Origin of the sequence: Rhodosalinus sp. (genome assembly GCF_046542825.1) — a bacterium.
Classification (GTDB): Bacteria; Pseudomonadota; Alphaproteobacteria; order Rhodobacterales; family Rhodobacteraceae; genus Rhodosalinus.
Genome location: NZ_JBKHAQ010000127.1, coordinates 1 through 7631 on the forward strand (window position 1 = coordinate 1; position 7631 = coordinate 7631).

Annotated in this window: 5 protein-coding genes and 1 pseudogene; 1 reads left to right on the plus strand and 5 read right to left on the minus strand. The window is 70.3% G+C overall.

Annotated elements, in window-relative coordinates:
- The 5 genes and pseudogenes from gatB to pepN form a co-directional block, all read right to left on the minus strand.
- Positions 1-769: pseudogene (gatB, locus tag ACLFOB_RS13240) on the minus strand (Asp-tRNA(Asn)/Glu-tRNA(Gln) amidotransferase GatCAB subunit B); the annotation flags it as partial.
- A 110-nt stretch (positions 770-879) separates the two neighbouring features.
- Complete coding sequence (locus tag ACLFOB_RS13245) at positions 880-2088, minus strand: hypothetical protein (protein WP_410916699.1); 1209 nt, start codon at positions 2086-2088, stop codon at positions 880-882.
- 98 nt (positions 2089-2186) lie between these two features.
- Positions 2187-3062 (minus strand): lysophospholipid acyltransferase family protein, encoded by an 876-nt coding sequence (locus tag ACLFOB_RS13250; protein WP_410926378.1) that lies wholly within the window; start codon positions 3060-3062, stop codon positions 2187-2189.
- Between the two features lie 124 nt (positions 3063-3186).
- Positions 3187-3615, minus strand: a complete 429-nt coding sequence (locus ACLFOB_RS13255; protein ID WP_410916697.1) for a hypothetical protein — start codon at positions 3613-3615, stop codon at positions 3187-3189.
- A 4-nt stretch (positions 3616-3619) separates the two neighbouring features.
- Complete coding sequence (gene pepN / locus ACLFOB_RS13260) at positions 3620-6169, minus strand: aminopeptidase N (protein ID WP_410926379.1); 2550 nt, start codon at positions 6167-6169, stop codon at positions 3620-3622.
- An 82-nt stretch (positions 6170-6251) separates the two neighbouring features.
- Between pepN and ACLFOB_RS13265 the strand changes: the two genes are divergently transcribed.
- Positions 6252-7631: FAD-binding domain-containing protein (locus ACLFOB_RS13265; protein WP_410926380.1), on the plus strand; the 1380-nt coding region annotated here is incomplete at its 3' end.

Consider the following 7631-nt stretch of genomic DNA (forward strand, 5'->3'; position numbering starts at 1 on the left):
AGTCGATCGCCTGCTGGATGAAGCGCATCGAGTTCATGTTCTTGATCTCGCAGCGGGTGCCAAGGTGCGCATGGTCGCCGCTCTCGATGTATTTCTCGTATTGCCCGGGCCTGCAGACCGAGACGTTGACGTCCGCACGCAGGTTGCCGTTCTGCATGTTGCCGTCGCAGGTGCCGAGGTAGCGCAGGATCTGGCGCAGCTTGGTGAGATAGGCCGCCGCCTCCTCGGGGCCGCGGATGTCGGGGCGCGAGACGATCTCCATCAGCGCAACGCCGGTTCGGTTGAGATCGACGAAGGAGACGCCCGGGTCCATGTCGTGGATCGACTTGCCGGCGTCCTGCTCGACATGGATGCGCTCGATCCGCACGCGGCGCGCGACGCCGGGGGCCATGTCGACCAGCACCTCGCCCTCGCCCACAAGGGGCGCATAGAGCTGGCTGATCTGGTAGCCCTGCGGCAGGTCGGGGTAGAAATAGTTCTTGCGGTCGAAGGCGCTGACCAGGTTGATCTTCGCCTTGAGGCCCAGACCGGTGCGGACCGCCTGCGCGATGCAGAATTCGTTGATGACGGGCAGCATGCCGGGCATCGCGGCATCCACGAAGGACACGTTGGAATTGGGCTCCGCCCCGAATTCGGTGGACGCGCCGGAGAAGAGCTTGGCCCTGGAGGCGACCTGCGCATGCACCTCCATGCCGATGACCAGTTCCCAGTCGTGGCGGGCACCGGCGATCACCTTGGGCTGCGGCGGGTCGTAGGTCAGGTCGAGCATCGGGCACTCCGGGCGGCTGCGTGGCGTCCTTGAGGTAGCCAAAGGCGGTGGCACTTGCAATCGGGTGGTGCCCGGCAAGGCGGTGCGATGGCCGGGTGCCGTTGCCTGCGTCAGCCCGTGCAGGGCAGGGGGCGTGCCTCATGCGCTTCGGCCAGCGCCGCGGTTGCCAGGCCGATGCCGGCCTCGATCGCCGCCGGACGACCGCCGACATGGCCCGCCGTCTCGGCCCAGACACAGGGATGGATCTCGCCCAGCCGGTCCCGCAGGATTCTCTGGCCCGCGGCGCGAACGGCCTTGCGCCGTTTCTCTATCGCGGAGGACAGGGGCGCGCCGGCGCGACTGTCTGCGCCAGCGGCAAGGGTGCAGCAGGCCGCGAGCTGGTTCATCAGGTGCTGGTCCTCGTGGCGCAGGAGGATGTCCTCGATCGCCTGCAGGAAACGGTCGGTATCCAGCCGCGCGAAGCCGCGGGCATCCGCCAGAAGCACGTCGTGCCAGCACCAGGCATAGCCGCCGCTGCCCCAGATGTCCTGTGTCCGCTCGGCGGTATCGCGCGCGGCGCTGTCGATCTCTGCAAAGGCGCCCAGTCCCTTGGGCCGCAGAGCGCGTCCCAGCGCGCGCATGTGACGCGGATTGGCAGGGTCGAGATCGATCAGATCCTCGTAGAGATCGCGTATATGAACGGCGTCGGCCTGCCACACCGGCGCGAGCGCGCAGCGCGCTGCTGCGAGAGCGGGACTGTCCAGTTCGATCGGGTCGAAGGCGTCCAGAACCTGCGCGGCTTGTGCCAGATGCGCGAAATAGTCCATCCGGTCGGCCACGCCAAGCGCGCAGGGCGCGGCATCGCGGCGTGCGGCCTCGGCCGTCGCAATCTCTGCCAGCGCGACGGTCAGCGCGACGCCGGGCCGGTCGGGCAAGTCCGCCAGCAGGTCGTGCAGCCAGGGCAGGCCCGGCGCGCGCGTGCCGTCGGGGCCGGGCTCGATCGCGTCGGCGCCCGCTCCGCGCGCAAGCAGTTCGGCCACCGGGACGCCTCCGGGCGTGGCGACACGGGCGGCGTCGGTCTCGCGCACGAGGGCGTCGAGTTCCTCCCAGCGATCCTGCCGGGCCAGAAAGAGGCCCTGCGCGTGCAGGCGGGCCGCATCGCGTTCGTCGCGTGTCACGTCACGAACGGGCACTGGCCCGTCGGACCGCGTGTCGCGTCGCCGCGTGTCCGCGCGCGCGACGCGCAGAGGCTCGGGGGGCGGCGCGGATGTCGCCGCGTCCGACAGTTGGGCCTGCGGTCGCTGCAGAAGCTGCCTTAGGATCACGCGGAGTGCGCTCATGCTGCGGGGTTCCCGACTTCATCGATGCCCCGACTCTCGCCGGGCAATCGGGCCGAATTCGGGCGGGGTCGCGGAAAGATCGCGCTATGCGTGTGCGGTCAGTTCGAGCTGGTCTGCCCGATCCACGACGGGCGGCGGGTGTTGTCCACCAGCGACACGGCCGGGGCGCGGTGCCCGCCCAGCGCCAGCGTCGCCCGGCGCATGAGCTCGATTCCCTCTTCCGACCGGGCCGGCAGCGAGCGGGGCGAGATCGGCTCGCCCGCCGTGATGCGATAGGGCTGGCGGTGCTTGTTCAGCGTCTCGTGGAAGAGGGTGATGTCCCTGAGCGTGGGGTGGACCAGGTCGAAGAGATAGAACAGCACCGAGTTGCGCGCGCGGATGTTCACCGGGATCACCGGCAGTTCGAACTTGCGCGCGATCATCGCCGCCGAGGGCATCCACGCGCGCTCGTGCAGGCTGAGGCCCCGGCGCTTGGCGAGGCGGCCGGAGGGAAAGATCACGCCCAGCCGCCCTTCCTCGACCGCGCGGCGGGTGTAGGCCATCGTCTCGCGCGTCTTGCCGTGGGTGCGCTTTTCGACCCGCCATTCGACCGGCGCGATCATCCGCTCCATCTGCGGCATCACGCGCAGGATGTCGTGGTTGGCGAAGAAGTAGAGATCGGGGCGCAACTCGGCGAGCGCCGCGTGCAGCATGATGCCGTCCGCGATGCCGGTGGGATGGTTCGCGACGATCAGCGCAGGCCCCTGTCGGGGGATGTTGTCGAGCCCCGTGGCCTCGAGATCGCGGGCCAGAAGGCGCACCATCTCGGCCATGATCCGGTCGGCCGGCAGGTCGCGCAACGCGCTGCCCAGGGCAATCGTGCGATCGTAGCCCAGGACGCGGTTCAGCACGGCCCGGGCCGGCGCCACGGCCGGCCGGCCGGAAAAGAGCCAGGGGGCGCGTTCGGCGATCAGCGGGTCGATCCTGTCCTTCATGGCGCCCTTTAACCACTTGCGTTGCGACGATCGTATGACGGCGATCAAGAAATTGCACGGAACATCGACAGCGAAAACCCCCGAGCCCCGGTTTGGTTCCCGCCGGCGGAAGGGCGCGCATCGCTCAGACAAGCGAGAAGTGATGCCGCTCCGTCCTGATGCCGCGTGCGGAAAGATTTGCCTCCAGTTCGCGCCACGGCGGCACGCTTTCCTGCGGCAGACGCAGCTTTCGGCCCGAGACGAGAACAAGCGTCACCTTCACCGACAGGTCCAGCCGCGTGTCGAAGCGGACCCTGTCGATCCGGCCGAAGACCACCTCGCCCTCGCTGCGTCCCGAATGCCAGCGGATCGTGTCGGGGCCGATCTCCATGCCGGCGCTGCGGTCCGAGATCAGGTCCCAGGCCGCGGGCAGGGTGAAAAGCGCCGGGATCGCCAGCACCCAGAGCGCGGCCTCGAGGAACAGCACCAGCGCGCCCATCGCCGCCCAGACCGCGGCGAGCGCGGCTGCCGTCTGCCGCGTGCGCCCGCTGCGCTCGAAGCGATAGGGCGCCACCGCCTCAGCCCAGCATCCGCCCGACCATCTCGGCCCCGTCGCGCGACAGGCCCGGCTTGGCCGCGATGCGCTCCAGCGCGGCCTTCGCATGGGCCTGCCGGCCTGCGTCGTAGCGCCGCCAGGTCTGGAAGGCGGTCATCATCCGCGCCGCGGTCTGCGGGTTCACCGGATCGAGCCGGATCAGCCAGTCCGCGAGCAGCGCGTAGCCCGCGCCGTCGGCCCGGTGGAAGCCCGCGTGGTGCCCGGCCAGCGCCCCCAGCACCGCGCGGAAGCGGTTGGGGTTCTTCCAGTCGAAGGCGGGATGTTCGGTCAGTCGTGCCGCCGTCTCTGCCGCGCTCTCCGGCTTCGCCTCCATCACCTGAAGGGCGAACCACTTGTCCATCACCAGCCGGTCGTCCTTCCACCGCTCGTGGAAGGCGGCGAGTTCGGCCGAGCCCCTGCCCACGCGCAAGAGGCACGAGAGCGCGGCCAGCGCGAGCGTCATGTTGTCGGCTTCGGCATATTGCCGGGCGGCCAGCGCGCCGTCGTCGCGCCGCGAGATCAGCGCCAGCATCGCGTTGCCCAGCGCGCGCTTGCCGGACTGCTCCGCGTCGGGCGCGTAAGGCCCGGTCACGCGCATCGATTCGTAGAGGTGCGGCGCGAGGTCCGCGAGGTGCCGCGCCATCGCGTCCCTGAGCCCTTCGACCGCGCCGTGAATCGCGTCCGGGTCGGGCGTGTGCCCCCGGTCTGCCAGCACCTGCGCGAGTTCCGATTGCGTCGGCAGCGCCAGCACCTGCGCGCGAAAGGCCGGGTCGAGCGTGTCGTCCCGCAGCATGGCGGCCAGCCCGTCGAGCCAGTCGGCATCGGGCGCCGCGCCCTCGCGGATCGTGGCGATCAGGCTTTCGCGCGCGAGGCTGCGCGCCGCCTCCCACCGGTTGAAGGGGTCTGTGTCATGCGCCATGAGAAAGGCACGCTCGGCCCTCGGCACCTCGCGCTCCAGCACCACCGGCGCGGAGAAGTCGCGCAGGATCGAGGGCACGGGCTTCGAGGCCAGCCCCTCGAAGGTGAAGCTCTGCCGCGCCTGTGTCATCTCCAGCACGCGGGTCGGCACCACCTCGTCGCCGTTGGGCGACAGCAGGCCCACCGCGATCGGGATGACGAGCGGTTTCTTCTCCTCCTGCCCCGGCGTGGGCGGCGTGCGCTGCTCGAATGTCAGCGTATAGGTTCCGTTCTCGAACGCCTCCTCGACCGAGACCCGCGGCGTGCCGGCCTGTGAATACCAGAGCCCGAACTGCGACAGGTCGCGCCCCGTCGCGTCCTCGAAGACCGTCAGCCAGTCCTCGATGGTGCAGGCCTGCCCGTCGTGACGCGCGAAGTAGAGATCGAGCGCCTTCGCATAGCCTTCGTCGCCCACCAGGCGCTTGAGCATCCCGATCACCTCGGCGCCCTTCTCGTAGACGGTCGCGGTGTAGAAGTTGTTGATCTCCTGATAGCTTTCGGGACGGACGGGGTGGGCGAGCGGGCCCTGGTCCTCAGGGAACTGGCGCGCGCGCAGCATCCGCACGTCCTCGATCCGCTTGACGGCGGCGGAACGCAGGTCGGAGGTGAACTCCTGATCGCGGAAGACGGTCAGCCCCTCCTTGAGGCAGAGCTGGAACCAGTCGCGGCAGGTGATGCGGTTGCCCGTCCAGTTGTGGAAATACTCGTGCGCGATGATCGATTCGATGCGCTCGAAATTGGCGTCGGTCGCGGTCTCGGGGCTGGCCAGCACGGCGGCCGAGTTGAAGATGTTGAGCCCCTTGTTCTCCATCGCGCCCATGTTGAAGTCGTCCACCGCGACGATGTTGAACACGTCGAGGTCGTATTCGCGGCCGTAGCGGTCCTCGTCCCAGCGCATCGAGGCCTTCAGCGCCTCCATCCCCCAGGCGCATTTGCCCTCGTCCCCGGGCCGCACCCAGAGGGCGAGATCGACGGTTCGCCCCGAGCGGGTGACAAAGCTGTCGCGGCGCGCCACGAGATCGCCCGCCACCAGCGCGAAGAGATAGGCGGGCTTGGGCCAGGGGTCGTGCCATTCGGCCCATCCCTCGCCCATGCCCACGGGGTTGCCGTTCGACAGCAGCACCGGCGCATCGCCCTCGATCCGCACGGTGAAGGGCGCCATCACGTCGGGCCGGTCGGGATACCAGGTGATCTTGCGGAAGCCCTCGGCCTCGCACTGGGTGCAATACATGCCGCGGCTCATGTAGAGCCCCTCCAGCGCAGTGTTGGTCCGGGGCGAGATCTCGACCTCCGCCTCCCAGGTAAAGGGCGCGTCGGGCACGGCGCAGGTCAGGCCCGCCTCGGTGATCTCGGGGCGCACCTCCTGCCCGTCGATGGCGGCGCGGATCGGGGTCAGCGCCTCGCCATGCAGGAAGAAGTCGCGCGACGGCGCCTCGGGGTTGGGCCGGAAGCGGATGCGGCTGAGCACGCGCGTGGCCGTTGGTGCCAGGCGGAAGGTCAGCTGCACCTCGTCCACCAGATACGCGGGCGGCGCGTAGTCCTTCAGATGGATGGTCTGCGGCGCGGCGTCCTTCATGGCGGGCTCCTCTGGCGGGGTCTTTCCGGGCGATCGGCGTGACCTACCCTTGCTAGTGACTGGGGCAGGGCACGGCAAGCGAATGGCTGGAACGCAATCTGGCACGGCGATCCTGTGGTTCAAGCGCGACCTGCGGGTTGCGGACCACCCGGCGCTGGCGCGCGCCGCGGCAAGCGGCCTGCCGGTGCTGCCGCTCTACATCGTCGAGCCGGACCTCTGGGCGCAACCGGACGCGAGCGGGCGGCACTACGCCTTCCTGGCGGAGACGCTGGCAGCGCTGCGCGGGGATCTCGCGGGTCTCGGTGCCGATCTGGTCGTGCGCGTGGGTGCGGCGGTGCAGGTGCTGGAGGCGCTGCGCCGCACGCATGGCGCGACCCACCTCTTCAGCCACGAGGAAACGGGAAACGCCTGGACCTATGCCCGCGACCGGGCAGTGGGGGGGTGGGCGCGCGCGCAGGGCGTCGTCTGGGAAGAACTGCCGCAGTCCGGCGTGGTGCGCCGGTTGCAAAGCCGCGACGGCTGGGCCGCCCGGCGCGATCGCTTCGTCTTCGCCGAGCCGGTGCCGGTGCCTGAGCGGTTGGAGTCGGTGACCGCCCGGAGCGACCCCTGGCCCGGGGCCGCGCGGCTCGGCCTGCGCCCCGATCCCTGCCCGGGTCGCCAGCGCGGCGGCCGCGCCGAGGCGCTGCGGACGCTCGACAGCTTCCTGACCGAGCGTGGCCGCGACTATCGCCGCGCCATGTCTTCGCCGCTGGAGGGGGCAGAGGCCTGTTCGCGCCTTTCGCCGCACCTGGCGCTTGGCGCCCTGTCGGTGCGCCAGGCCGCCCGGGCCGCCGCCGCGCGGCAGCGCGCTCTGCGCGGCATGCGCGACGGCTGGGCCGGAAGTCTGCGCTCCTTCCAGTCGCGCCTCGCCTGGCGCGACCATTTCATCCAGAAGCTCGAGGACGAGCCGGCGCTGGAACACCGCTGCCTGCACCCCGCCTGCGAAGGGCTGCGCCCGCGCCCGGCCGACGCCGCCCGCCTCGGGGCATGGGCGAGGGGAGAGACCGGCATCCCCTTCGTGGACGCCTGCATGCGCTCGCTGCAGGCCACCGGCTGGATCAACTTCCGGATGCGCGCGATGCTGGTGGCGGTCGCCTCCTACCACCTGTGGCTGGACTGGCGCGACACCGGCCCGGTGCTGGCGCGCCTCTTCACCGATTACGAACCCGGCATCCACTGGCCGCAGATGCAGATGCAGTCGGGCACCACCGGGATGAACACGGTGCGGATCTACAACCCCGTCAAGCAGGGCCGCGATCAGGATGCCAGGGGAGCCTTTACCCGGGCCTGGCTGCCCGAACTGGCCGAAGTGCCCGATGCCTTCCTGCAGGAACCCTGGCGGTGGCAGGGCGCGCCCGGGCTGCTTGGGCGACGCTATCCCGCGCCCGTCGTGGACATCGCCCTCGCCGCCCGCGCCGCGCGC

Coding starts and splice junctions, on each gene's coding strand:
- ACLFOB_RS13250 (WP_410926378.1), bottom strand. CDS start 3,062: ATGAAGGACAGGATCGACCCGCTGATCGCCGAACGCGCCCCCTGGCTC.
- ACLFOB_RS13245 (WP_410916699.1), bottom strand. CDS start 2,088: ATGAGCGCACTCCGCGTGATCCTAAGGCAGCTTCTGCAGCGACCGCAG.
- pepN (WP_410926379.1), bottom strand. CDS start 6,169: ATGAAGGACGCCGCGCCGCAGACCATCCATCTGAAGGACTACGCGCCG.